At 64.5% G+C, this 24359-nt stretch carries 20 protein-coding genes and 1 pseudogene; 2 read left to right on the top strand and 19 right to left on the bottom strand.

The genetic code is table 11. The features are described from left to right. Positions 1-98: 98 nt before the first annotated feature. The 6 genes from AK36_RS02620 to AK36_RS02600 all read right to left on the bottom strand — a co-directional run bounded on the left by AK36_RS02620 (position 99) and on the right by AK36_RS02600 (position 7131). Entirely contained in the window at positions 99-1526 is a 1428-nt protein-coding gene (locus tag AK36_RS02620) for an MFS transporter (protein ID WP_034194530.1), read from the bottom strand. A 331-nt stretch (positions 1527-1857) separates the two neighbouring features. Continuing rightward, complete coding sequence (locus AK36_RS02615; RefSeq protein ID WP_045577791.1) at positions 1858-2718, bottom strand: HpcH/HpaI aldolase/citrate lyase family protein; 861 nt, start codon at positions 2716-2718, stop codon at positions 1858-1860. A 101-nt stretch (positions 2719-2819) separates the two neighbouring features. Beyond that, positions 2820-3637, bottom strand: a protein-coding gene (locus AK36_RS30550; RefSeq protein ID WP_085954470.1) for an IS5-like element IS402 family transposase whose coding sequence is annotated in 2 segments (ribosomal slippage) — positions 2820-3289 and positions 3289-3637 — 819 coding nt in all. Because the reading frame shifts where the segments join, the coding sequence is not laid out codon by codon here. 87 nt (positions 3638-3724) lie between these two features. Next, on the bottom strand, positions 3725-5074 hold the full coding sequence (locus AK36_RS02610) for an MFS transporter (RefSeq protein ID WP_045577790.1): 1350 nt from the start codon (positions 5072-5074) through the stop codon (positions 3725-3727). A 48-nt stretch (positions 5075-5122) separates the two neighbouring features. Beyond that, the gene (locus AK36_RS02605) at positions 5123-5962 is read right to left on the bottom strand and encodes an HTD2 family dehydratase (RefSeq protein WP_045577789.1); all 840 of its coding nucleotides are present in this window, start codon (positions 5960-5962) and stop codon (positions 5123-5125) included. Next, on the bottom strand, positions 5959-7131 hold the full coding sequence (locus tag AK36_RS02600; protein ID WP_045577788.1) for a CaiB/BaiF CoA transferase family protein: 1173 nt from the start codon (positions 7129-7131) through the stop codon (positions 5959-5961). The genes AK36_RS02605 and AK36_RS02600 overlap by 4 nt, the downstream gene beginning before the upstream one ends. A 198-nt stretch (positions 7132-7329) precedes the next feature. Between AK36_RS02600 and AK36_RS02595 the strand changes: the two genes are divergently transcribed. Beyond that, complete coding sequence (locus AK36_RS02595; RefSeq protein ID WP_224383328.1) at positions 7330-8208, top strand: LysR family transcriptional regulator; 879 nt, start codon at positions 7330-7332, stop codon at positions 8206-8208. A 25-nt stretch (positions 8209-8233) separates the two neighbouring features. Here the strand turns inward: AK36_RS02595 and AK36_RS02590 are convergent, their stop codons facing one another. The 12 genes and pseudogenes from AK36_RS02590 to AK36_RS02540 all read right to left on the bottom strand — a co-directional run bounded on the left by AK36_RS02590 (position 8234) and on the right by AK36_RS02540 (position 22635). Continuing rightward, complete coding sequence (locus AK36_RS02590) at positions 8234-9394, bottom strand: GGDEF domain-containing protein (protein ID WP_045577787.1); 1161 nt, start codon at positions 9392-9394, stop codon at positions 8234-8236. Positions 9395-9905: 511 nt separating this feature from the next. Continuing rightward, positions 9906-10016: pseudogene (locus tag AK36_RS33650) on the bottom strand (antitoxin Xre/MbcA/ParS toxin-binding domain-containing protein); the annotation flags it as partial. A 242-nt stretch (positions 10017-10258) separates the two neighbouring features. Continuing rightward, entirely contained in the window at positions 10259-11731 is a 1473-nt protein-coding gene (locus AK36_RS02585) for an efflux transporter outer membrane subunit (protein ID WP_045578395.1), read from the bottom strand. A gap of 47 nt (positions 11732-11778) precedes the next feature. Then, positions 11779-14865: an efflux RND transporter permease subunit gene (locus AK36_RS02580; protein WP_045577786.1), complete on the bottom strand. Its 3087-nt coding sequence runs from the start codon at positions 14863-14865 to the stop codon at positions 11779-11781. Beyond that, positions 14862-15965 (bottom strand): efflux RND transporter periplasmic adaptor subunit, encoded by a 1104-nt coding sequence (locus AK36_RS02575; protein WP_080938591.1) that lies wholly within the window; start codon positions 15963-15965, stop codon positions 14862-14864. The genes AK36_RS02580 and AK36_RS02575 overlap by 4 nt, the downstream gene beginning before the upstream one ends. A 158-nt stretch (positions 15966-16123) precedes the next feature. Next, a complete protein-coding gene (locus tag AK36_RS02570) occupies positions 16124-16558 on the bottom strand; it encodes a hypothetical protein (protein WP_045577784.1) in 435 nt (144 codons plus the stop codon). After that, on the bottom strand, positions 16555-17745 hold the full coding sequence (locus AK36_RS02565; RefSeq protein WP_034194524.1) for a multidrug effflux MFS transporter: 1191 nt from the start codon (positions 17743-17745) through the stop codon (positions 16555-16557). The genes AK36_RS02570 and AK36_RS02565 overlap by 4 nt, the downstream gene beginning before the upstream one ends. A gap of 57 nt (positions 17746-17802) precedes the next feature. Continuing rightward, entirely contained in the window at positions 17803-18429 is a 627-nt protein-coding gene (locus AK36_RS02560; protein WP_034194523.1) for a thermostable hemolysin, read from the bottom strand. A 14-nt stretch (positions 18430-18443) separates the two neighbouring features. Continuing rightward, a complete protein-coding gene (locus AK36_RS02555) occupies positions 18444-19919 on the bottom strand; it encodes an AMP-binding protein (RefSeq protein WP_045577783.1) in 1476 nt (491 codons plus the stop codon). Next, the gene (locus tag AK36_RS02550; RefSeq protein ID WP_224383327.1) at positions 19916-20776 is read right to left on the bottom strand and encodes a TauD/TfdA family dioxygenase; all 861 of its coding nucleotides are present in this window, start codon (positions 20774-20776) and stop codon (positions 19916-19918) included. Before AK36_RS02550 ends, AK36_RS02555 begins: the two co-directional genes overlap by 4 nt. Before the next feature lie 272 nt (positions 20777-21048). Continuing rightward, positions 21049-22005 carry a LysR family transcriptional regulator gene (locus tag AK36_RS02545; RefSeq protein ID WP_011882673.1) on the bottom strand — a complete coding sequence of 319 codons (957 nt, stop codon included), beginning with the start codon at positions 22003-22005 and terminating at the stop codon, positions 21049-21051. Between the two features lie 78 nt (positions 22006-22083). After that, a complete protein-coding gene (locus AK36_RS02540) occupies positions 22084-22635 on the bottom strand; it encodes a MarR family winged helix-turn-helix transcriptional regulator (RefSeq protein WP_014725454.1) in 552 nt (183 codons plus the stop codon). Positions 22636-22741: 106 nt separating this feature from the next. On the opposite strand from AK36_RS02540, the gene AK36_RS02535 reads away from it, so the two are divergent. Next, on the top strand, positions 22742-23551 hold the full coding sequence (locus tag AK36_RS02535) for an alpha/beta fold hydrolase (RefSeq protein ID WP_045577782.1): 810 nt from the start codon (positions 22742-22744) through the stop codon (positions 23549-23551). 481 nt (positions 23552-24032) lie between these two features. On the opposite strand, the gene AK36_RS32485 is transcribed toward AK36_RS02535, so the two are convergent. After that, complete coding sequence (locus tag AK36_RS32485) at positions 24033-24212, bottom strand: hypothetical protein (protein ID WP_144410610.1); 180 nt, start codon at positions 24210-24212, stop codon at positions 24033-24035. Positions 24213-24359: the final 147 nt, after the last annotated feature.

Below are 24359 nucleotides of genomic sequence, written 5' to 3'. Positions count from 1 at the left end.
GTCTGCCCGCGTGCGGGCCGACCGGCTGCAATACCAACGGCTTCGTGCGGTTCGACGAAGCCGTTGGCGCTTTTCGGGGCGGTCGATGCCCCGCGCGTTCACGCGACGCTTTCGTCGTCGATGTCGTGCGCCGTCGGTTCGTACCGCACGATCAGCAGGAACGCGATCGGCGTGACCGCGCTGACCGCGACGACCCAGAACATGTCGGTGCCGAGACGCGCCTGCAGGATCGGCAGCACGAACAGCGCGAGCGCCTGGCCGATGCCGCACAGCGAGCGTCCGAAGCCGACGCCGGTGCCGCGGATCGCGGCCGGATACGACAGCGTCGGATAGATCATCATCTGCGCACCGGGGCCGAATCCTTCGGCGAACAGCCAGGTCCCGAGCATCAGCAGCACGACGCCCACCGCGATCGCGCCGTGCGGATGCCCGGCGAGCGCCAGCGCGACCAGCGCGATCGTCTGCAGCGCGAAGCCGGCGATCGCGACATGGCGCGACGGATAGCGATACGCGAGGCGCATGCCCAGCAAGCCGCCCGTGAACGCGAACAGCACGTTCAGCGCAAGCGACGCCGCGATCGTTTCGAACACGCCCGCGCCGAGAAACTGCGACAGGATCGACGGCAGGAAGAACGCGATCGCCGTGTACTCGAACGGAATGCACAGGTTCATCGCGCTGGCGACGATCGTGCGGCCAAGATACGGGCGCTGGAACAGCACGCGGATCCGCACGGGCGGCGGACTCGGCTCGCGCCGCGCATCGTCGGCCTCATGCGCGTGAATGCCGTACGACTCGCGCAGGATGCGCGCGGCATCGGCCAGGTCGCCCTGGTTCGCGGCCCACAGCGGCGATTCGTTCATGAACCGGTTGCGGAACAGGATGATGACGAGCGCCGGCACCGCCCCGAAGATCAGCGATGCGCGCCACAGCCATCCCGCGTGCTCGGCCGGCAACAGGAAATACAGGCCGAAGATCAGCAGGAAGCAGACCGACGACGCGACGTACCACATCGGGCACCACGCCGCGAGCCGCGACGCCTTGTTGCCGCGCCCGTTGAACTTCGAGAATTCCGCGAGAAACGCCATCGCGACGGGCAGGTCGATACCGACGCCGAGCCCCATCACGAAGCGGGCCGCGATCAGCACCCAGACGTTCGGCGCGAGGCCGGCCGCGATCGCCGCGACCACGAAGAACAGCATGTCGGCCATGAACACCTGATAGCGGCCGATCCGGTCGGTCAGCCAGCCGCCGATCAGGCTGCCGAAGATCGTGCCGATCATGATCGCCGAACCGACGAGCCCGGTCAGCGCGGGCGTCAGCCCGAATTCGCGCGCGACGTCGTCGATGCCGTAGGACAGCGTCGTGAGGTCGTACGCGTCGAGAAACACGCCGCCGAGCGCCAGCAGCACGATCATCCGCGCATGGCTGACCGAACTGTCCACGGTATTGATCAGGCGCGCGACGTCGCTGGCCGAGCGGATGGGAGCGGAAACCGGTGTTGCAGGGCTTAGATCGATCGAACTCATCGCATTCCTTGGGGTTTGGCGGAATGCACGCCGAGGCCGGCGTGGAGCCGGAGCCCGGGCTGGTGCATTCGCGATCGGCGGGATTTAGACGGAACGCGGGCGCGTCGACAGGCTGACGTGATTGCATTCCGGCAGCGGGCATTCTGTTCCGCCGATCCCGGTATCCCAAGCGATATAAAGCGATAAATTAATCGGGCTGCGTCATAACGTTGGCCGGCTGGCGCGCTCGGCAGGAGCGCTTGTCGACGATCTTCGTCAGCGCGGCGTCGATGTCCTGACGGTCTAGCCGATCGAACGCCCAACTCCGTCGGGAAACGTCGATCCCCCTCTTCTATCGTTCAACGTGGAATTCCTGGGAATGCGCAGGCATTTCAGGAAGAAGATCGTATGCGCTGGCCGAACTGCTTACGATGTCGTTCGCTTTGGCAATGACAGGAGCGTCCACCATTTTTCCATCGACGCTAATGGCCGAGCCGTCGCTTTCCTGAACGGCAGCAAGGACTCGTCGCGCCCACGCGAGCTCTTCCGGGCAAGGGCGCAGAGCCGCGTGTACATGCTCGATCTGTTTTGGGTGGATGCACAGCTTGCCCCTGAAACCGAGATTGCGGGCTCGAACCGTGTCGCTGCGGATCCGCTGAGCGTCATCGATTGCAGCAGTGACTCCGTCCACCGGGGCCGCGATGCCGGCAATCCGTGACGCGATGGTCAGTTGTGAGCGGAAATACACGAGTTCATCGCCGTCACCTTGAATCCCGGTGTCGACCTGAAAGTCCAAGGTGCCAAACAAGAGGCGCGCGACTTTCGGCGCCTTCGCCAGCGAGCGGAGGTCGTCAAATGCAACCGCGGTCTCGATGAGCGGCAGCAACACCGCTTCATCGGAGATCTCGTTCGCGAGGTTCGAGAGCAGGTCGGCTCGCTCGGCCTTGGGGACCACGATGCCCTGCAGGCTCGGGCAGGTCCGAAGGGCCGCTATATCGTCCCGGTACCACGCGGTACCGACCGCGTTCGCTCGCACATACGCTCGCCCGCCCTTTCCAAGCCACGACACGACGGCGTCCCGAGCCTGCGCTTTTGCGGTGGGTGGCACGGCGTCTTCAAGGTCGAGGATGACTGCGTCTGCGCCCGCAGCGCACGCCTTGTCGAATCGTTCCGGTCGATTGCCGGGAACGAACAAATAGGATCTCGGATACATAAGATTTGTCCTGGAGGTGAGCGGGCGTCCTGATGAGACGCGACCGCAGTGGCATCGCGACAAGCGATCGAGAGCGCCCGCTGCTTTCCTTAGAGACGGTTTCATAAAGACTGATCGGCCCGCCGAAGGGTATTCCAGCAGATCAGGCAGCAACCGAGTTTGAGGAACGCGCCGTGAATGTCTGCACGGCGCTCGAAACGAATACGGAGACGACGGAAGTGATGCAGCCAGGCATGCGTGCGTTCGACGACCCAGCGATATTTGCCAAGGCCGCTGCCATGTTCGGTACGGCGCTTGGCGATCACTGGCTCGATACCGCGATCGCGCAACGCGCGCCGATGTCGCTCGGAGTCGTAACCGCGATCCGCGTAGACCACACGCGGCCGCTGCAATGGGTGGCCACGCAATCCGCGGATCGGCGGAATCGCGTCGATCAGCGGCAGCAATTGCGTGACGTCGTTGACGTTCGCGCCGGTCAGGATCGCGGCGAGCGGCGTACCGTTGGCGTCGGTGACGATGTGGTGCTTGGAACCGGGTCGCGCTCGATCGGTGGGGTTTGGCCCAGTTTTTGGCCTGCCCCAACGGCGCGAATCGATGATGAATCGACGGCGGCTCGTGAGAAGTCGATCTGGTCCGCTGCGCGCAGCTTTGCGAGCAGTAGCTCGTGCAAGCGATCCCAGACACCGGCTGCTTGCCAATCGCGCAGCCGGCGCCAACATGTCACGCCCGAGCCGCATCCCATCTCGGCCGGCAGGTCGCGCCAGCGTAGTCCGGTCTTGAGAACGAACAGGATGCCGGTCAGCGCGGCGCGATTCGAAACAGGCAGGCGGCCCGGGTTCTTCTCGCGCCGCGGCTTGGGTGGCGGCAGTAACGGCTCGATCAGTGTCCACAATTCATCGTCGATGATCGGCTTGGCCATCTCCTCAGTCTCGGTTGTTCCGATGCCTGAGGTTAACAGCTCACCGCGAAAGTTAACAGCCCCACGGGGCCTTTTTGAAACCGTCTCTTAGTGCGCAGCCTCTACGAGACGCTCCGATACCGCCTTCGGTTCGACCGTCCGTTGCCGGCCGAGGAAGAACGCGGCGCAGGCGCTGACGAGAGACATGGCCGCGAGAAAAGCGGCAACGGCGTATGCGGAATGGAACGTCTGAAACAGCCACAGCGAAATCATCGGCGCGGGGCCGCCGGCAATGATCGAGGCGCCCTGGTATCCGAGCGACGCACCGCTGTAGCGAATGCCGGGAGGAAACGACTCGGCGATGAAGGCGGCCTGCGACCCGTAGAGCGCCGCATGAATGACCATGATGATGACCGTGCCCGCAATGACGGCGAGCGGAATCTTCGTATTGAGCAACGCGAAGTACGGGAAAGCGAACAGCATCATGCAGACGGCTGCCGACATGTAGGTCTTGCGACGGCCGATACGGTCCGCCAGATGCCCAAAGTACGGCAACGCGAAACACGCGACAACGGCGGCAATCAACACCGCGTTCAGGATGAACCCCTTGCCGAGGCCGAGGTTCTTCGAGCCGTACAGCATGGCGAACGACGTGAGCATGTAGAACGCGGCCTGTTCGCCGGGACGGACGAGTGCCGACAGCAATATCGCCTTCCACTCGGTTCTAATGGCTTCCCGAACAGGACTCCTGGTGCGGTCGACCGACTGGTTGGCCTCGACGAAATCCCTGGTCTCCGGCACGCCCATGCGAATCAGCAGGCCGAACACCAGAAGCACACCGCTTGCATAGAAGGGAACTCGCCAGCCGAAGTCCATCAGCGAGTCGCCGCTCAAGCGGCTGCAGACGCTCCAGACCAGCACCGAGATGACGAGGCCGAGCGGTACGCCGACATTCGGCAGCGACGCCATGAAGCCGCGACGCTTGCCTTGATGACTCTCCATCGAGAGGAGCACGGCGCCGCCCCACTCGCCGCCTACGCCGATTCCCTGGAGGAACCGAAGTCCGACGAGCAGCCAGCCGGCAGCGGGTCCGATCTGTTGCGTGGTGGGCAGCAAGCCCACGAGCAACGTCGCGACGCCCATCAAGGTCAGCGTGGCGACGAGCGTCGATTTGCGGCCCACACGGTCGCCCATGTACCCGAAGATGGCGCCGCCCAAGGGGCGCGACAGAAAGCCCACGAAAATCGTGGCGAACGACTCCATGAGGCCTTCCGAGCTGCCGTGTGCAAAGAACAGCCTCGGGAAAATCAGGGCGGCTGCGGTGCCGTAGATGAAGAAGTCGTACCACTCGATCGTGGTGCCTATGACGCTTGCGATTGCGGCGCGGCGCTCAATGCGCTTCGAGTCCTTCGACTGGGTCGAGGCAACGGCCTGACCATGACGGGCGTTCGGGTGCATCTATGTCTCCAATCTTGAGAAATTTTGTCGAGGCAGGCGTGTGTGCGTTCAGAACGAGGCTTCGGCTCGCATGGACACTGCACCGCCGGGCAAGCTCACCCAGACGACGAGCTGGTCGCCGTCTGGCGCGGCGTTGAGCTCCAATTCGTTGCCCAGTAGCGACGGCTGAACGCCGCGATAATGGAACTGCTTCAGGCGACGTCCGCTCACTTCCTCGGCGAAGCTCGCAAGGAGCGTTGCGTTGAGGGGGCCGTGAATCACGAGATTCGGATAGCCTTCGACCGCTCGGCAGTAGTCGGCGTCGTAATGAATGCGATGGCCGTTGAACGTCAGCGCGGAGTAGCGGAACAGCATCGTCGAATCGGGTTTCACGCGACGCGTCCGCTGCGGTGGCGGCATGTTCGTTTGCGCAGGTGTAGCACCGGCCTTCGACGCTTCCTTGTAGACAATGTCGTGGTGCTCGGTGACAAGCACCTCCCCTTCGCGCACGACTTCATGCAGGACGGTCACGAAGACGAGTTCGCCACTGCGTCCTTGTTTGTGTTCGACCGATGCGATGCTTGAACGCCTTTCCACTTCTGCGCCAAGCGGCAGGTCGCCATGAAATTCGAGCTTGCCGCCGGCCCACATGCGGTTCGGCAACGGCACGGGAGGCAGGAAGCCGCCTCGTGCGGGGTGTCCATCTCGGCCGAGCGCCGAAGGCGCCTCACCGCTCAGGAAATAGAGCCAATGCCAAAGCGGAGGCAAGCGTGCGCCGTCGACGAAGCCGGACTGCGGAATGCCGAGCGTCGCGGCCATCAGCCGCGCGTGACGCGACGACAGGACGTCACGGCTGCACTCGCTCTTGCCGATCCATTCGCGCAGGTGCGCAATATCGACGCCGCTCATGCGAATTCTCCCACTTGCTTCGTGGCGAACTCGGCCCGAATGCGCTCCGTGTGTTCACCCAATCGAGGCGCTGCATCAAAGTGCCGGCTGTCCCACGGCGCGCGAACCGCCGGCGCAATCATGCGCAATTCTTCGCCGTCGACCGTCATCGGCCACGTCCGCAGCGCAGGGTGTTCAGCCATCTGGGCAACCGAGCGAACCTGACCGTAGGCGGTGTTCGAAGCTGCCAGGCGTTGCAGTGCTTCACTGGAGTCGAGCCTCGCGAACGCTTCGGCAATCACCCGATCGAGGGCTTCGCGGTTTTGCACGCGCTTCGTGTTGGACGAGAAGCGCGAGTCTTCTGCCACGTCCGGTTGCTGCAGGAACGCCGAGCAGAACTGGCGCCACTCGCGCTCGTTCTGAATGCTGATGACGATGTCGTCGCCGTCGTTGGTCTTGAAGGCGCCATACGGAGCAATCGAAGGATGCTTCAGCCCCTGACGCGTAGGCGCTCCGTTTCCGTAAACCTGGTGAACATAGGGAATCGTCATCCAGTCCGCCGCACCGTCGAACAACGAAACCGAGACACCCGAGCCCTTGCCCGTGCTCGAGCGAAGCGCGAGCGCCGACAGCACTGCAATGGTCGCGTTCATCCCCGCGCCGATGTCGCAAATCGAAACGCCCACGCGCCCGCACGCATCCGGTGCGCCCGTGATACCCGCGAGACCGCTTTCGCACTGCACGAGAAGGTCGTACGCCTTGAGATTGCTAGCGGCGTTGTTCGTGCCGTAGCCGCTGATATCGCACGTGATCAGACGCGTGTGCATTTCGCGCAGTTTTTCACTGCCGAATCCAGCTCGATCCAATGCGCCGGGAGCCAGGTTCTGAACGAAGACGTCTGCGTGCGCAATCAACCGATGCAGGAGTGCGGCGTCATCGGCGTCCTTGAAGTCCAGCACGACCGATTCCTTGCCGCGATTCGTCCACACGAAATACGACGATTGGCCGTTCGCGGCCGCGTCGTAGCCGCGCGCGAAATCGCCTTCCGCGCGCTCGATCTTGATGACTCGCGCCCCCATTTCCGCCAAGCGACCGGTGCACAAAGGCGCCGCCAGGGCCTGTTCGATGGAGACGACGACTACGCCGGCGAGCGGCTTCGCCGACGGTGTTTCAGCAACAGATGCGGCCATCACTGCCTTCCTGAGTTGGGATGATGGCTATCAGTATCGGAAAACGCCGCGGTCGATTACAGCGAGATTTCACGAAGGAATCGTTCGTGATTCACGAAATCGTGCAATGCAGCAATCGCTCCCGTGCATGCCGGCCGGTACTGCTATGCTATAAAGCCGGCATCATCTTCGCGAAATTCGAACACGATGAGCTATGACTTGACTGACCTGAAGGTGTTCGTCGCCGTCGCCGAAGAGGGCAACGTCTCGCGCGGCGCTGAACGCTGCCACCTTGCGCCATCGTCCGCGAGCCTTCGCGTGAAGAATCTTGAAGGCTCGGTAGGCGTGACGTTGCTGAGCCGGCATCCGAGAGGCGTCGCGCTGACGGCGGCGGGCCAGGTGCTCGTGGAGCACGCACGGCGTTGTCTCGCTCAACTCGACCAGATGCGCTCGGATCTTTTGCCTTTCGCCGAAGGACTGACCGGGCACGTCACCGTATTCGCCAACAACAACGCGATCAGCTCCCATCTGCCGGACGATCTCGCTCGTTTCTTCGCGGCGTTCCCGAGCGTGCGCATCACACTGGAAGAGAGACTCAGCCACGACATCGTGGGCGCCGTGGTGGCCGGTCGAGCGGACGTGGGTGTGGTCGCATTGGAATCCGAGCATTCGGCGCTGCGATTCGTACCGTACAAGAAGGACCAGCTGGTCTTGCTCGCGCCCGTGACGCACGCGCTCGCGAGGCAAAGCGAAGTCAGCTTCGCGGCGTGCCTGGGTCAGCCGTTCATCAGTCTGCAATCAGGGGCTGCGCTGCACACCTTTCTGGTGAATCATGCCGCCGCGCTCGACGGACGACTCGACATTCGCGTGCAGGTATCCGGTTATCGGGCTATCGCTCGGCTCGTATCGTCGGGAGCCGGAATCGGCATCGTTCCGCGGACGGCGATTGAATCATCCGACGAAGGCAAGGTCGCGGTCATCCCGCTAATCGAGCCCTGGTCTCAGCGCAATCTCCACGTCTGCGTACAGCGCAATCCGGCGGAGAAGAACCTGTACCGCGACAAGCTGATCAGCATGCTGTGCCATCCTTCGGAGTGATACGCCATGGTGTGGCCTGGTCGAGCTATCGTCCTTCAGCATGATGAATCAGCTGACTGCCGCCTTGCGACTTCGCCCGATATAGCGCCTGATCTGCCGCTGCGAGCAGATCGGTGAGTGAAGGCACCTCGGAATTCGACGTCGCCAGGCCAATGCTGACGGTTGCGGAAATTCGATGATCGTCGGCGCTGTGGACCATCCCGGCAAACTGGCTCGCAATGCTTTCGCCGATCTCATTCGCGCGATGGCTGTCGTGATCGGGCAGCAGAGCAGCGAATTCTTCACCACCGATGCGCGCCAGAATCGTGTTCGCGTCGGTACTGGCGCGAACCACGCCCGCGAACGATCTCAGCACCTCGTCGCCGGTTTTGTGCCCATAGCGATCGTTGATCTTCTTGAAGTGGTCGAGATCAAATGCAAGGAGCGTGACCGGGCGTCGACGTATCGCGCAATCGTTGATGATTCGCTCCCCCTCTTCGAAGAACAGCCTGCGATTTCCCAGGCGCGTCAGGTAATCCGTACGGGACTCTTGCAGGAGTTCGCCGTGAACCTCCTCGCGGGTGAGCCGAAGTAGCGTCATCGGCAAAACGACCGAATAGAGCACGCCTTCGTACATCGTGATCTTGCTCGAAATCGACAGTGCGCTCGCTCCAAAGACCGGGACCACCCAAGGCAGGACGAAGGCTCTGGCAGCGTAGAACAGTGCATGGATGCCCGTCACCGCCACAGCGACGCGTCGAGCTTGAACGGCCGGCATCCCGTCGCGTCGTGTCAGTTCGAGGGCCGTCATCGCGGAGACGAGCGCGATGGGCAGCGCGCTGGCATAGAGCCATACGGCGGCCTGCCCGCGCGCGCCGGCCGCCGCCCAGGTCAACCCCATCAAGATCAGCAGGCCGATCGAGCCTGCGAGATACCGCCGGCCGTTGAACATTGCCACAGCGCGCAGAACCAGTAGATAGCCGCTCAGAATCACGAGATTGCTTACAGCCGCGCCCGCGGCGCCCAGCAGTTCAAGCCGGAACGCGGCCACGGCGCAACCGATCCCGAGCGTCGCATATCCGGCCGCCAGCATTCGCAGTTCGTTGCTGCGCTTGGGATGCGATACGTGCTCCCAATATGTCATGGCGGAACTGGCCCACAAGGTGCCGATCACTAGAAGGTAGAGGGTAGCCAGATCGACTTTCATCGCCGTCGTCAACGCGGTATCCCCGCCACGACGAGGAAAAGGTTAAGGGTCTATCGAGATTACGGCAAATGCGTCGGATTCTTGAAAAATCTCGTGGACGCGGCGGTCTGCAGCGGGATGCCACGGGACGCGGTGTCATGTAGCCCCGATTCCGAGGCGGGCGACGTCATGCATCGCTCGTAGACCAAAATAAAGCCGTCACCGTCGGTGATGCAGAGATGTCGCCTCGCCCGTCGCCGTTGACCAGACATCCGAAACCCTGCGGAAGTCGTGAGGCTGCACGCCGCGCAATAAGGTTGTCACTGAGCGCGGCATTGCAAAGACCCAGCTATTTGTATGAAGCCGCGGCAGACCACCATCGACTTCTATGACTGCCCGGCCAGTGGCATGGCAAAGAGGCGCTCATCCCACACCACGGGTCGAGGATCTGTCACGACGATTCGCGCCGCGTCGGGATGTGCCGGATTCACCAGCACGTCGAACGCTGCCCGGACGACGACGGAAGGGACGGCGCAGACTTCGGCAGGCCGTCGCGCACGAGCGCCTCCAATTCCGCCAGCGTGTGCGGGACCGGCTGCAACTCCATGACCGCAGCCACGGCTTCAGGGGTGACGAGCGACATGGCGGCTCCCTGGCAGGTATCAAATGATGCGCGATTATAGTCAATCTGATACCGGAGCCACGCGGATTCGCCGACGGCGGAATCGGGCGCAGCGGACGATCGGCTGGCACGAAGCCATCCAGTCTCGCCATCGTGAACATCGTCTCGGTGCAGCTGTCCGCTCCGCACATCGCTTCGGTCCCGGCGTGGTCGGCCTCCCTGTTTCGACGTTTACCGCTCCAGCCGGATGACCACGCCGGGCGCTAATCGGCCGACGCATCCGGCGCGCGCGGCGTCTCGCCGGCGTGCTGGATCCAGCCGCCGCCCAGCGCACGATACAGATCGACGAGGTTGGTCCAGCGCGCGAGGCGCGCGCTGATCAGCGACTGCTGCGCGGAATACAGATCCGTCTGCGCGGTCAGCACCGACAGGTAGCTGTCGACGCCGTTCTTGTAACGCAGGTCCGACAGATCGAAGCGACGCTGCTGCGCGTGCTCGTTGCGCTCGAGCGCGGCGATCTGCAAGTCGTACGTGCCGCACGCGGCAAGACCGTCCGACACCTCGCGGAACGCCGACTGGATCGCCTTCTCGTAGTTCGCGATCTCGATGCGCTTCTGCACGTTCGCGAGGTTCAGGTTCGCGATGTTCTGCCCGCCTTCGAAGATCGGCATCGTCAGCTGCGGCGCGAACGACCACGCCGCCGTGCCGGCCTTGAACAGCCCGCCGAGCGTCGGGCTCGCCGTGCCGAACGCGGCCGTCAGCGAAATGCGCGGGAAGAACGCCGCGCGCGCCGCGCCGATGTTCGCGTTCGCGGCCAGCAGCGTCTGCTCGGCCTGCATCACGTCGGGACGACGCGTGAGCAGATCCGACGGCAGGCCCGCCGGCACGTCGGTGAGCAGGTTCTGCGCGTCGAGCGACATGCCGGCCGGCAGATCGTCAGGCAGCGGCTCGCCGATCAGCAGCACCAGCGCATTCACCGCCTGCGCCCGCGCACGCGCCTGCGCCTGCTGGTTCGCGAGCGCCTGCTCGACGACCGTCTGCGCCTGACGCAGATCGAGCTCGGAGCCCGTACCATTGTCGAACTGCAGCTTGGTCAGGTCGTACGACGCCTGCGCGGTCTTCAGCGTGTTCTCCGTGACCTTCAGCAGGTCCTCGGTCGACAGCAACGTCAGATACTGGTCCGCGACCTGCGACACGAGCGAGATCTCGGTGGCCTGCCGTGCATACGAGGTCGACAGATACTGCGCGAGCGCCTGATCCTTCAGGCTCTGCACGCGGCCGAACAGGTCGAGCTCCCAGGACGCGGAAAGCCCGACGCTGTAGGTGCGCGTGATGAGCGGCTGGCGCGTCGTCGACACGCCCGCGGGATAGCGCTGGATGTTGCCGGAGCCGGTGCCGTCGAGGGTCGGGAACAGCCCCGCGCGCGTGATCTGGTACTGCGCGCGCGACGCCTCGATGTTCAGCACCGCGACGCGCAGGTCGCGGTTGTTGTTCAGCGCGATCTCGATCAGCCGCTGCAGGCGCGGATCGGCGAAGAATTCGCGCCAGCCGATGGCGCTCGCCGCCTGGCCGTTGGCGCTGCGCGTGCCGGCCGCAGCGGGCTGTGTCGCGTAGACGCCGCCGGCCGGGTACGCCTGCGCGACGGGCGCGTCGGGCCGCGTGTAATGCGGCGCCATCGTGCAGCCGGTGGCGAACAGCGCGAGCGCCGCGGCGGCCGCCATGCGAAATCCATTCATGTTGCCCTCGTTGCGTCCCGTCGCGGCACGCGTTGCAGATTGCATCGTCATACGGTCTCCAGCACGCGGGCGCGCTCGCTGTTCGCCGCCTCGCGATGGCGCTTCGCGATCAGCGTGTACACGGTCGGCAGCACGAACAGCGTGAACAGCGTACCGACCAGCATGCCGGTCGAGACCGTGATCCCGATCGCGAAGCGGCTGGCCGCGCCCGCGCCGCGTGCGAAAATCAGCGGCACGAGCCCGGCGACCATCGCGGCCGTCGTCATGAGGATCGGCCGCAGCCGTACCGCGGCCGCGTGCTCGATCGCCGCGCGGCGGTCGAGGTGCTGCGTGCGTTGCAGTTCGTTCGCGAAGCTCACCATCAGGATCCCGTGCTTGGAAATCAGGCCGATCAGCGTCACGAGCCCGATCTGCGTATAGATGTTCAGCGTCGCGAAGCCGAGGTACAGAGGCACCAACGCGCCGCACACCGACAGCGGCACCGACACGAGGATCACCAGTGGATCGCGCAGGCTCTCGAACTGCGCGGCGAGCACCAGAAAGATCACGACGAGCGCGAATACGAACGTGACCGTCAGCCGGTTGCCTTCCTGCACGTACTGCCGCGATTCGCCGAGCCAGTCGATCTCGTAGCCGGCCGGCAGCGGCTGTTTCTGCAGAAACTCGACCGCTTGCCCCATCGTCACGCCCGGCGCGGCCACCGCCGACAGGGTCGCCGAGTTCATCTGATTGAACTGCGTGAGCGCGTTGGCCTGGCTGCCGTTCGACACGCGCACGACGGTCGACAGCGCCACCATCTTGCCGCCGCGCGTCTTCACGTAGTAGCGGTTCAGCATGTCCGACGACAGGCGCTCGGCGCGCGCGACCTGCGGAATCACGTCGTACGAGCGGCCGTCGTGATCGAAGCGGTTCACGTAGTTCTCGCCCACGAGCACCGCGAGCGTATCGGCGATGTCCTTCATCGTCACGCCGAGCGCATTCGCCTGGTTGCGGTCGATCGTTACGCCGACCGCACGGCTGTCGAACGTCAGATCGCTGTCGACCACCGCGAACAGCCCGCTCTTCGACGCGGCAGCCTTCAATTTGTCCATCGTCGCGAAGATGCCGTTGAAATCGGCCGGCGCGCGCAGCACCATCTGGATCGGCAGGCCGCCGCTCGACGCGGGCAGCGACGGCAGCAGGAACGTGAACACCTGGTCGCCGGCGATCGCGTTCGCGCCCGCCTGCACCCGCGCCTGCAGGTCGGCCGCACTGCGCGTGCGCTTCGACCAGTCGACGAGGTTCACGCCGGCGAAGCCGAGATTCGCGCCGCCGACACCGTTCAACACGAAGCTGGTATCCGCTTCCGGCAGCGAGCGGAACACCTTCTCGATCTGCGGCGCGTAGCGTTCGAGGTAGTCCAGATTCGCGTACTGCGGTGCCTTCACCTGCAGCATGATCGAGCCCTGGTCCTCCTGCGGCGCCAGTTCGCGCTTCACGCCGCTGAACAGCAGGCCGATGCCCAACAGGACGCCCGCTCCGAACACCAGCACCGCCGGCCGCGCGCCGAGGCTCGCATGCAGCAGGCGCCGGTACGCGTGCGTGACGCGCGACAGCGTGTGTTCGATCGCCCGCGCGACACGGCCCTCCGACATCCGGCTGTCGAGCAGCAGCGAGCTGAGCATCGGCGAGAGCGTCAACGCGATCACCGCGGACACGCACACCGCCCCCGCGAGCGTGAAAGCGAACTCGCGGAACAACGAACCGGTCAGCCCGCCCATCAGCCCGATCGGCGCATACACCGCAACAAGCGTGATGGTCATCACGATCACCGGCGACGCGATCTCGCGCGCGCCGAGCAGCGCCGCGCGCGCGGGCGGCTCGCCGGATTCGATGTGCCGGTGAATGTTCTCGACGACGACGATCGCGTCGTCCACGACGAGCCCGATCGCCAGCACCATCGCGAGCAACGTGAGCAGATTCAGCGAGAAGCCCGCGGCCAGCATCAGCGCGGCGGAGCCGACGAGCGCGAGCGGAATCGTCACGACCGGGATCACGACCGCACGGAACGAGCCGAGGAACAGGAAGATCACGACCACGACGATCGCGATCGCCTCGATGATGGTCTCGCGCACCTCGTCGATCGACGCGTTGACGAAGCGCGCGACGTCGAACACATCGCCGATCCTGATGCTGGCCGGCTTGCTGCGCTCCATCGTCGGCAGCAACGCCTGCACGCCGCGCACGATGTCGAGCGGGTTGCCCGACGGCGTCGCGTTGATCGCTATGTTGACCGCGCGGTGCCCGTTCATCAGCGCGCTCGCGTTGTATTGCTGGCTGCCCAGCTCGATCGTCGCGACGTCGCGCAAGCGCACGAAACTGCCGTTCGCCTCCGATTTCACGACGAGGTTGCCGAACGCGCCGACGTCGGTCAGATCGGTGTTCGCGGAAATGTCGGCGACGGTCAGCGCGCCCTTCAACTGGCCCGGCGCAGCCTGCACGTTGTTCGCCTTCAGCGCGGCCGCGACATCGCCGGCCGACAGCCCGTGCGCGGCGAGCCGCGACGCGTCGAGCCAGACGCGCATCGCGAGATTCTGGCCGCCGACGATGTCGGCGGACGCGACGCCCGGCACCGTGGTGACGAGCGGCTGCGCCACGCGCACCACGTAGTCGGTGATCTCGGGGATCGACAACGTATCGCTCGAAAAGCCCAGATACATCACGGCCGTGGGCGCGTCGGTCAGCTTGGTGATCACGGAGTCGTACGCGCCTTCGGGCATCTTGTACTTGACCTCCTGCACCTTCGCCATGATTTCCGTCATCGCGCGATCGGCGTTCGCATTCAGGCGCAGCCGCGCCTTCACGACGCTCTTGCCCTGCGTGGACGTGGAGGTCAAATACTCGATGCCGTCCGCGGTCGCGATCGACTGGGCGATCGGCGTCGTCACGAAGCCCTGCATCAATGCCTGCGACGCACCGGGATAGGCCGTCTCGACGCTGATCGTCGCGCTCTCCAGCATCGGATACTGGCGCACCGGCAGCGCACCGAGCGAGCGCAGGCCCACCAGCAGGATCAGCAGGCTGCAGACGATCGACAGCACCGGCCGCCGCACGAAGATGTCGGTGAAACGCGCGCCTTGCGTGGTCTGGCTCATCGCACCGTCTCCGGTTGTGTGCCCGCATCGGCGAGCGCCTGCACCTTCGCGCCCGGTGCGACGCGCAACTGCCCGGTCGTCACGACCACGTCGCCGGCGCGCAGCCCGTCCTCGATGACGATGCGGCCACGCTCGCGCGCGCCGGCACGCACCTGGCGCACGCGCGCAACGCCGACGCCGCGCCCGTCGCGCTGCTCGACCACCACCACGGTGTCGCCCGCCTGGGAGGTCTGCACGGCGGTATCCGGCACGCTGATCACCGCGTCGCGGCCCGGCAGCGCCAGATGCGCGTCGATATACATGCCGGGGCGCAGCAACTGGCCGGTATTGGTCACCGTGGCCTGCACGGTGATGTTGCGGGTCTCGTCGCCGACCTGCGGCTCGATCGCCGTCACGTGGCCTTCGAAGGTCCGCCCCGGATACGCATCCGTCGTCACGCGCACCGTCTGGCCGAGCGACACGCGGCTCAACTCCTTCTGCGGCACCGTGAAGTTCGCGTACAACACGCCGAGATCGGTCAGCGTCGCGATCGGGTCGCCCGGGTTCAGGTACTGCCCGAGGTTCACGCGGCGCAAGCCGATCACGCCGGAAAACGGCGCGCGAATCAGCTTTTGCGTGATGACCGCTCGAGTCTCGCGGATATCGGCGCGCGCGGCGTCGAGCTCGTAGCGGCGTGCGTCGAATGTCGCCTTCGGCTCGGCGCCGTTCGGCACGAGTTGCACGGCGCGGTCGAACTGCCGGCGCGTGTAGTCGGCCTTCGCCTGCAAGCCGGCGAGCTTCGCCTGCTCGGGTGCGTCGTACAGTTGCACGAGCGTTTGCCCGGCGCTCACGCGCGAGCCCGCGACGAACCGGATGTCGACGACGCGGCCGGCGACTTCCGGCGCGATGGTCACCTGCCGCACCGCTTCGAGCGAGCCGACCGCCTCGAGCGTCGGCGCATCGGCCTGCGGCTTCACGACGATGGTTTCGACCGGCAACGGCGCCGGTGGCGACGCAGGCCGATCGGCCGCCGATACACGTTCCGTGCGCCAAAGGAACAATGCGCCGGACAGGACGACCAACGCGCCTGCGGCAAGGAACACAGAGCGTCTCACCGATATCTCCCCAATGAATCAGTCATGACGTCAGTTTGGGTGGAGCCGCCGCGCCCGGACGTCAACTTTTCGAATCCCTGTTTAAATTTTTCGCATGCCCGACACGAAAAAAGCCGCTTGCCGCGACGAACGCGGCAAGCGGCGAAGCAACGCCCGCTACGAGCTCAGATGGTCGTGGCAGGCGCTCGCGGCGCATGAAGGGTCCATGCGCGCGCATACGGGTGTGACATCGCCAACAGGACGGCGCCGAACAGCAGCAATGGATTGGTGCCGACCGCCCCGCACATCAGGAACAGCACCGACATCGCCGCCGCGCCGGCGACACCCCACGCGATCGCGATGCCGAGCAGGATCGATAATCCTGCCGCCAGTTCCAGCCAGGGCACGATCAGGTTCACCGCGACGACGTGCGGAAGCGCGACGTGCACGATCGCGCCGGTCAGCGCGAGCCGCACGGCTTCGGGCGCCACCGCGGATCGCGAGACGGCTGCCGTCAGAAAGGGGCCTGCATCGAAGTGCCCGACGATCTTCGTCAAGCCCGCCCAGATCCAGAACGCGCCAAGTACGAGCCGCAGCACGAGCGCGACGGCGGCCTTCATCGCGCCACCTGCGGATGGCGGCGATGCAGCTGCCGGAAGCCGATCATGGTCACGCCGAGCAGACACGCGAACATGATGGCAATCGTCGCGTTCGTCTCCATGGGCAATGCGCTGACGACCCCCGACACGATCGAACCGAGCGCCAGCATCAGGCACCCTTGCAGACTCGCTGCCGCGCCCGCGCGGCCCGGAAACAGGGCCATCGAGCGCGCCATCGCGTTGGAGAAGATGAAGCCCTGTGCAAACGCGATCAGCATGATCCCGCCGAGGGCGGTCACGAGGCTCAGCTCGACGCCGCTCGACGCCACGCAGGCCACCCCGAGCGCAAAGGTCGCGATGCCGACGCGCATCAGCTGCTCGCCGCTGTAGCGCCGGATCAGGCTCCGGTTCAGCGTCGTGCCGCCGAGGTAGCACAGGCCGACGCCGAGCGCAGTCGAACCGAAATAAGCCGCGGAATGCCCGAGGCGGATTTGCACGATGTACGGGCCGATCACGTTCCACATCAGGAACGCCGAGAAGCTCATCCCGAGCATCGCGACAGCCGACTGGAAGTGCGGATCAGACAGGATCTCGCGATAGCCCGCAATGGTTTGCCGCGGCGTGCGCCGCAACTCCGGCCGCAGCGTCTCGCGCAGGCCCGCGAACGCGAACGACAGCACGACGAGCCCGTAGCCGCAGTACACGACGAAGTTCCAGCGCCAGCCGGCCCACTCCTGCACGTGTCCGCCCACGTACGGCGCGATCACGGGGCCCAGCCCGAACGCCAGGCTGAGGTAGACGATCGCGACGCGGAAGCGGTCGCCCTTCAGCCGGTCGACCAGCACGGCGCGCGCGACGACCTGGCACGAGCCGATCGCGAAGCCCTGAATCGCGCGTCCCGCCATCAGCACCTCGAACGAAGGCGCGACGACCGCCAGCGCGCTGCCGGCGATGAACAGCACGAGGCCGAACAGTATCGACGGGCGTCTGCCCCACCAGTCGGCCAGGATGCCGAACCCGAGCTGGCCGATCGCATAGAACACGAGCGTGATCGTGATCGTGTTCTGCATCATGCTCGGCATGACGTCGAGTTCTCGACCGATGGCCGGGATGCTGGGCGCATAGAGGTCGATCGCGATCCCGCCGACGCTATTGATCAGCGGCGCCAGGAACACGAGGAAGTTTTCATATCTGTTTGAGTTGGACATGGGGACGTTCCAGAAATGACGGGACAGGCCGACGCGAGTGCGTGCGGCCTGTCGGGATCAGTGACCGTTGGCGGTGCATTCGACCTGCCTCGGCGGCATTCGGGCCGAGGGCGGATCGCCGAGCGGGCTCCACATCGGCAAATCGTTGCGTCGGGCCATGTCGTCGATCCTCACCATGATGACGCGCGGCGCGTTGTCGTAGTACGTGCCCCAGTCGACATGCCGGTCACGCACCCGGCTCACGCACGCGCGGCCGAGATCGTCGTAGGCGATCTGCAACGACTGCACGATGTAACGCACGCGCTCCGTCGCCGTCATCAGCACGTACCGGTAGTGGTGCTGGGCCAGGGTGCGGAACACGCTCGCCATCAGGTAGCGCCCGGCGCCTTTCGGGCCGAACGACGAGAACTGCCCGAGCTCGATCAGCTCCGCACGCGACAGCCCATACAGGCTCGTCAGCGATTCGTCGAGGTAGTGCTCCGAGAACAGCCGCGCGCTATCGCCCCAGCTGAGCCCCAGGCATGCGTATCCGGGCAAGGTTCTCTCGCGGTCGGTCAGACACCAGAACTGGTCCGGGCGAGGCTCAGGACGCGCGCCGTGCGCCTGATAGTAGTGCTGCGAGACCGCGAGCTGAATCTCGCGATAGGCGTCCTGGCCCGGGTGAAAGGTCCGTACGATCTGCACGTTCGGCTCCCCGGTCAGTAAAGCGACGCCGCATGGTCACGCTCGATCAGCTGACGGCGCGGCCGCCCGGTGACCGTGTAGTAATCCGTGCGGAAGCGCTCGATGTCTGTCACGACCCGCACGCGCCGCACCCGCGCGAAATCCGCGAGCCGCGGTTCGAGCCGCGCCATCTCGTCGCGCACCGCCGCTTCGTCGTGCGTGGACAGCACGATCGCCGCCGGCTCTTCGCGCCCTTCGCCGAACACCACGATGTCGTCGATCAGCGCGCTTTCCTTGTAGACCGTCTCGACCCACTCCGGCGAGATGTTGCGCGCCGTCGACAGGATGATCACGTGCTTCTTGCGGCCGGTGATGTACAGGAAGCCATCGACGATCTCGGCGAGGTCGCCGGTATGCAGGTAGCCGTCGGTCAGCTCGCACGACGTATCGTCCGAGTTGTAGTAGCCCGCGCAGAGCGTCGGTGTGCGCACGCGCAGCTCGCCGTCGACGATCACCGGCTCGATGCCGTCGAGGAACGTCCCGGCGGAACCGATGCGGCGCTGCCCCGGATAGTTCAGCGAGATGATCGAGCTGTTCTCGCTGAGACCGTACGCTTCGTATACCTGCACGCCGCGCTTGTCCAACGATTCGAGCACGGTGGCCGGAATCTTCGCGCCGCCCGTGATGATGTGCGGATTGCGGCGGCCGAACAGTTGCGTCGTACCGGTCGACTCCAGCAAGGCATCGGCCTCCTCGAGCAGCTTCGGCGGCAGGTACAGGAAGTTCGGATCGACGCGGGCGATCAGGTCCAGGTATTCGCGCGCATTGCCGCTGCGTGCGCCATACTCCGCGTAGTGCGCGGGCATCAGCGTCAGCGAGCCGCCGGACAGCACCGGCAGGAACACGCCGAGCACCTGTTCGATCAGCAGGCTCATCGGCACGATCGACAGGTAATCGAGCGGGCCGGCCGGCACGCGCTTCAGCACGTTCGTCACCAGCAGGCCGACCGCCTCGTCGCGGATCTTCACGCCCTTCGGCTTCGACGTCGTGCCGGACGTATGGATGATCCCGCAGATGCCCGGCTCGATCCGCTCCCCGGTGGGTGCGCCCGCTGCGGGCCATTCGTCGCGCTCGCTCGCGGCGTCAATGCACGAGATGCCGGGCAGGATCGAACCGATGCGCGCGGCCGTTTGCGCATCCTGCGCGAAGATCGCGGTGGCCTTGTGCAACAGGCTGCCGATCTGCTCGTCGGAAAACTCGATCGGCACCGGCAGAAGCACCGCCTTCACGCGCAGGATCGCGAGCATCGTCGCCACCCACGTGTAGCTCGAGCGCGCGGCAATACCGAACACGAGACCGCTGCAATCGCCGTACACCTCCTCCAGCTTGCCGCCGATCCGCGCGACGTCGGCGCGCAGTTGATCGAGCGAGTATTCGCGGCCGTCCATCTCCCGCACGACGATGCGGTTCGGCGCTTCGGCGAAATGACGTTCGATGAGTGCGCTGATCATGCGATGGCTCCCTTGCGATAGCTTTGCGCACCGAAGATGCGGCGGCCCGTGTCCGCGAGACGGCGGCGGCCGTGCATCACGCGGCTGTTGTCGATCACGACGACGTCGCCCTTGTTCCAGAACAGGTCGTACGTATAGCGGGCGGTCACGTCCTTGATTTCGTCCCACACCTCGAAATCGATGTCGGTACCGTCGGCCCACGTGATCAGCGGCGGCTCGTAGTTCACGCTCGGCCCGAGCAGCGAGTTGCAGAACGCGCGACGGCCGGAGAAGCAGCTGACGGTGATCGCATCGGTCACACGCTCGGACGACACGAGAAACTGGTCGAGACGGCGATAGTGCTGGCCGCGAACGCGCTGGTTGACGACCTCGAGGTGCGAGTCGTTCACCTCGTGCGCCGGCAGCTGGAGTTCGACGCTCAGGAAGCGCTGCACGTTCGGCCAGGGAATGCGGCGCGAATACTTGATCTGGCGTTGCTCGAACAGACGACGCACGGCCGGCGTCAGTTCCTGCAGCACGCGCTGCCCGTCGCAGATCGTCGTTTCGGAGCCGACGCGAGCCGGCTCGAGGCAGTAGAACCATTGCAGGTCGGGCGTGAACGGCAGGTTGCCGTTCTCACGGTGCAGGCCCATTTCCAGCTCGCCGGCATCGATTTCGGCGGTGTTCTCCGTCGAGGTCTTGCGCGCTGGATCGAACGTGACGCGCGCCGAATGCAGGCTGACGAAGCGGTTGAAATCGTCGAGCGTATCGGCGAAATTGCGAAAGATCACGACACCCGAATGGGCGAGTTGCTCGTACAACTGATCGGTATCGACCAGGTCGATCGCCTTCTGACCGGCCTCGAGGCTTTCGATCAACTCGAAGCCGAAACGCGGTAACGGTTTGTGCTGAACCCTCGCAGCGACTACATCAACAACATCCATCATGGTTGCCTCTCAGTGTGGTTAGTTTTGTGTTCGAAGCACGGCCTCGTCGAACACTGACTAATCTACCGACACGGCGGGGCGCACCGTTTTAAAAATTAAATGGTGGATGTGAATTTTGTTCAGGTTCCTGAAAGGAAGCCCGGCTTTGCTTCACCACCGGCAATAAACCGCGCCGCTCGCCGGCCGGCGCGAACCGATTGCGGCTAGGCGCGAGGCAATTCCCCCGGCTCGAACGCGTTGGCGCTCGCGAGATCCTTGAAGAGGCTGCGCATGGTGCGGATGTCGGGGTTCTTCTCCATCGGCGTCGACCAGATCACGTCCAGCGTGAAGGTCGGGAAGCCGAGCGGCACTTCGCAGATCTGTACGTTCGCCGGAATCGACAGGTGCTGGATCAGGCGCCGCGGCAGCGTCAGCGCGACCGGCAGCCGCGCGACGATGTTCAGGCAGGCCTGATACGTGTTGGCGCGCGCGACGATACTGCGCGAGCGGCCGAGCTTTTCGAGCCAGCCGTCGATCATGTTGCGCTCGGATACCCACGGCGTGGGGAACACGTGCTCCATGTCGCAGAATTCGTCGAGCGAGACGCGCGTCGACGGTGCGAGCTTGCGCGAAGCGGTCAGACACACGAAGGTGTCGGAGAGCACCGACTCCCATTGCAGGTCGGGATGCAGCCGATGATAGCCGGGGCCGAAGCCGATCGCGAAATCGAGTTCGCCGGCCAGCAGCCGTTCTACCGGCAGCTCGCGGCCGAGGCGATCGACGATCAGCGAGGTTTCGCGGCCGCGCTTCATGAACGACTCGAGCACTCCCGGCAACAGCAGCAGCTCGAAGTACTCCGGCGCGCATACGCGCATCACGCGGCGTGACGTGGCGGTCACCTGATCGTCGTCCATGTCGGCGCAGTGGTTCACCGCGTCGATCACGTTTCGCAGATACGGCTCGATCGCCTCGGCCTTGGCCGTCGCGACGAGGCTGCCGCGATCGACGTCGAACAGTACGTCGTGAAAGCAATTGCGCAAGCGTTTCAGGCAATAGCTGACCGTCGGCTGGCTGATGCTCAGAACCTCGGCAGTGCGGCGCGCGCTTTTATGTTCGTACAGACACAGAAATACCATCACGTCCTGAAGATCGAGTTGGCGCAATACGTTACTGTTAAGCACGATATTTCCTTATCGTTATTGTTGTCGCCGGCCTCATTTGTTGCGGTCTTTATCTTAAACCCATCGAGGTTCGGTCTGTCACGCCTGCTCCCCTCGCGCCCACCGTTCGCAATCGGGCGGAAGCGCTTCGCCCGGCAGCGCGAGAAGCGCACGCTTCAGCAGTGATGCAAGTGTCGTGCGGTCGTCCCGATCCAGCCCGCCGAGCAACAGATCCAGTGTGTCCACGTGTACGTTCACCGCCCGGTCGATCAGGGCGAGCCCTTCGCGCGTCAATCGCACGGCCATTCCCCTGCCGTCCTGCGGATTTGGAATGCGCTCGACGAGGCCGGCCTGCTCGAGTCGCATCAGCCGGTTCGTGATCGCGCCCGACGAAATCATCAGCGAGCGGTACAGCTGCGTGGGCGACAGTTCGTACGGTGCGCCCGCCCGACGAAGCGTGGCCAGAACGTCGAATTCGCCTTCCTTGAAGCCGAATGGCGACAACGCTTCGGTTCGCGCCTTCTCGCAATGCTTTGCCAGTCGCGCCAAACGCCCGAACACCTCCATCGACGCCACATCGAGTTCAGGCCGCTCGTCGCGCCATTGCGCGACGACGAGGTCAACGTGATCTTCGGTACCCGGAACCGTCATGAATATCCTCGCATTCGATGGGGGCTTGGTCGCTCAACTTGCAGCCAATATATCTCAATATTAAGATAGTTCAGAAGTACACGGGGGACAGCAGTGGAGCAGGCAGATGGCAAAACTATCATTCAGTGACCACGATCTTTATTATGCGGACGTCGGCAGCGGCCAACCGATCATATTGATTCACGATCTGGGGAGCTGCGGTCTCGCATGGGCACGGCAAATGCCGTTTCTGCGTCAAGCGGGTTATCGCGTCATCGTGCCGGATCTGCCGGGGCACGGTGCGTCGTCGTACCCGGATCGCACGCTTGACGTGAGGGAACTTGCCGGCAGCCTGCAGTTTCTGCTGGATTACCTTGGCCTCGAAAGTGCCGCCCTCGTCGGCATCTCGCTTGGTAGCGCGATCGCCTTGACGATCGCGCTCGATGCGCCCGCACGCGTCGGCAAGCTGGTCGTCTGCAATGGCTTCTCGAACCTGGTCGACGACGATTTCGTCCGGCGCTTCGAGTTCTGGAAATGCGGTTTCGCGCGCGACGATGGCGCAAGCCGCTGGTTCGAGGAAATGTGGCCGCTGATGGTGAGCGCCGAATTCGCTCAATCGGAAGCTGGCGAGATCGCGTATCAGATCGGCCATGCGCGCGCGGCAACCACCGATTCCGCGCAGCTTGCCCGCCTTTGCATCGGGATCGCGAACTACGACGTCAGAAGGCGACTGAATCTCGTACGCAGCGAAACGCTCGTGTTGCAAAGCGAAGACGGCAGCATTTTTCCGGCGACCGAAGGGCAACGGCTCGCTGCCATGATTCCGGGTGCCCGCTACGGAACGCTTCCCGGAGGCGGACATCATGCAAATCTCGACCGCGCCGGGGCGTTCAATTGGGCGGTATTGCGCTTTCTTGGCGGGTCAAATGCTGTGTAGGGTTTCGCACGAATCTCGTCTGGAGGCGTGAGGTGCGTGGGCCGTCATCAACGGCACCGCAGGCGACGAAGCCGGCTTCGCGCTCGGCTTCCTCGGCTACTGGCTGACCGCGTTTGTCTACGTCGAGCAATGGTGAGAACGTCGTTGTTGGCGGAAAGTGCGCAGCAACGCCGTCGCCCGGCCGGATTCGGCTCCGAACGCAAACGGTCGTAATCGTTCGTGTTCGCCCGTAGCGCCATTCATCGTCGTAGCACTCCGACCTAGAAGTCCGCCATCTCACGTCTGCACCAGGTCATCGCTCTACATCGGAAGCGGTCGATCTCTCGGCGATCCGTCGATGGTGCTGAATAGCGCTCGAAGCGCTGCATCATGGGTTCATGACGCATCGCGGCCATCGACATCGCACAACGCTTGTTCGCTACCGGCTCGAAGCACGGAACCCGGCACGTCGGTGCTTTGAAGCGTCTCCGTGATGCGTACTTTATCGACATCCAGCGAGCATGAATTTGTGGAAGATGACAACGCATCTGCAAAAACTGCCAGAGTTCTGCTGATGCACGATGTCCTGTCGGCGCCCCATTGCCGAACCGCGCGCCGATTCGAGGCGGTCGTTCGGAGACTGCGCCATATGCCGGACGATCGGATCGGGATCGACTTTCATCTGCTTCGCCTGATCGTCGTCGAGCCGTCGGCCAAAGCAAAGTCGTCGATGCTCGCGAAGCAAAAATGTCACTTCAGACCTCGACACAGGGCATGCAGATTGCATGGACGAGCCTGCCCGAGACCCCACACGATGCGCCTCGCACGC

Origin of the sequence: Burkholderia vietnamiensis LMG 10929, assembly GCF_000959445.1 — a bacterium.
Classification (GTDB): domain Bacteria; phylum Pseudomonadota; class Gammaproteobacteria; order Burkholderiales; family Burkholderiaceae; genus Burkholderia; species Burkholderia vietnamiensis.
This window is presented reverse-complemented; position numbering and strand designations above follow the sequence as displayed.